This window comes from Sphingosinicella terrae (assembly GCF_003347635.1).
Taxonomy (GTDB): Bacteria; Pseudomonadota; Alphaproteobacteria; order Sphingomonadales; family Sphingomonadaceae; genus Allosphingosinicella; species Allosphingosinicella terrae.
The window spans coordinates 1-1,613 of sequence record NZ_QDFY01000035.1; the positions used below are offsets into that span (position 1 = coordinate 1).

The window sequence follows — 1,613 nt, forward strand, 5'->3', positions numbered from 1 at the left end:
CGCTGTGAAGCGTGTGATCGACTATAATGTGAAGCCGCGGGTGAAGGCGGACGGCACGGGGATCGACCTCGCCAACGTGAAGATGAGCATGAACCCCTTCGACGAGATCGCGGTCGAGGAGGCGATCCGTCTGAAGGAGAAGGGTGTCGCCACCGAGATCGTGGCGGTGTCGATCGGGCCTGCGAAGGCGCAGGAGACGCTTCGCACGGCGTTGGCGATGGGGGCCGACCGCGCGATCCTCATCCAGACCGACGACGAGGTCGAGCCTCTGGCGGTGGCCAAGCTGCTCGCCAAGGTGGCGCAGGAGGAGCAGCCGGGGCTGTTCATCCTGGGCAAGCAGGCGATCGACGACGATTCGAACCAGACCGGCCAGATGCTCGCCGCCTTGCTCGGCTGGGCCCAGGGCACCTTCGCCTCGAAGGTCGAGCCGGCCGACGGCGAGGTCAGCGTCACCCGCGAGGTCGATGGCGGGCTCGAGACGGTGAAGCTGAAGCTTCCGGCGGTGGTGACCACCGACCTTCGCCTCAATGAGCCGCGTTATGCGAGCCTGCCCAACATCATGAAGGCCAAGTCGAAGCCGCTCGCGACCAAGTCGCCGGCCGATTACGGGGTCGACACGGCGCCGCGCCTGACCCTCCTCAAGGTCGCCGAGCCGCCGAAGCGCCAGGCTGGAATCAAGGTCGGCAGCGTCGACGAGCTCATCGACAAGATCAAGGAAACGGGAGTGATCGGATGAAGAGCCTGGTCTGGGCAGAGCATGAGGAAGGCGAGCTCAAGGACGCCACCCTTCCCGCCGTCACCGCCGCCGCCAGGCTCGGCGAGGTCGACCTCGTCGTCGCCGGCGCGAACGTGGCCGCGGTCGCCGAGGCCGCGGCGAAGATCGCCGGGGTCGGCAAGGTCCTCGTCGCCGACGATGCCGCCTATGGCCACGGCCTCGCCGAGAATGTGGCGCCTCTGATCGCGCAGCTGATGGAGGGCTATGACGCCTTCCTCGCGCCGTCGACCACGACGGGCAAGAACATCACCCCGCGCGTCGCCGCCCTGCTCGACGTCATGCAGATCTCCGACATCCTCGGCATCGAGGGCGACGACATCTTCACCCGGCCCATCTATGCCGGCAACGCCATCGCCACCGTCCGCTCCTCGGACGCCAAGAAGGTGATCACGGTGCGCACCACCGCCTTCGAGAAGGCGGCGAAGGAAGGCGGCTCCGCCGCGATGGAGGCGGTCTCCGGCACCGGCGACCAGAGCCTGTCGAGCTTCGTCGGCGCCGAGATCGCGCACTCGGAGCGGCCCGAGCTCACCGGCGCGAAGATCATCGTCTCGGGCGGCCGCGCGCTCGGCTCCTCGGACGCCTTCCACCAATATATCGAGCCGCTCGCCGACAAGCTCGGCGCCGCCGTCGGCGCCAGCCGCGCCGCCGTCGATGCCGGCTACGTCCCCAACGACTATCAGGTCGGCCAGACCGGCAAGGTGGTCGCCCCCGAGCTCTACGTCGCCATCGGCATCTCCGGCGCGATCCAGCACCTCGCCGGCATGAAGGATTCCAAGACCATCGTCGCCATCAACAAGGACGAGGACGCGCCCATCTTCCAGGTCGCCGACATCGGCCT

General features: G+C 67.9%; 2 protein-coding genes. Both read left to right on the forward strand.

Features of this window, described 5'->3' with window-relative positions:
- The first annotated feature begins 4 nt into the window (after nucleotides 1-4).
- Nucleotides 5-736, forward strand: a complete 732-nt coding sequence (locus tag DDE10_RS23065; RefSeq protein WP_284734848.1) for an electron transfer flavoprotein subunit beta/FixA family protein — start codon at nucleotides 5-7, stop codon at nucleotides 734-736.
- Nucleotides 733-1,613: electron transfer flavoprotein subunit alpha/FixB family protein (locus DDE10_RS23070; RefSeq protein WP_114955159.1), on the forward strand; the 881-nt coding region annotated here is incomplete at its 3' end. The genes DDE10_RS23065 and DDE10_RS23070, both read left to right, overlap by 4 nt.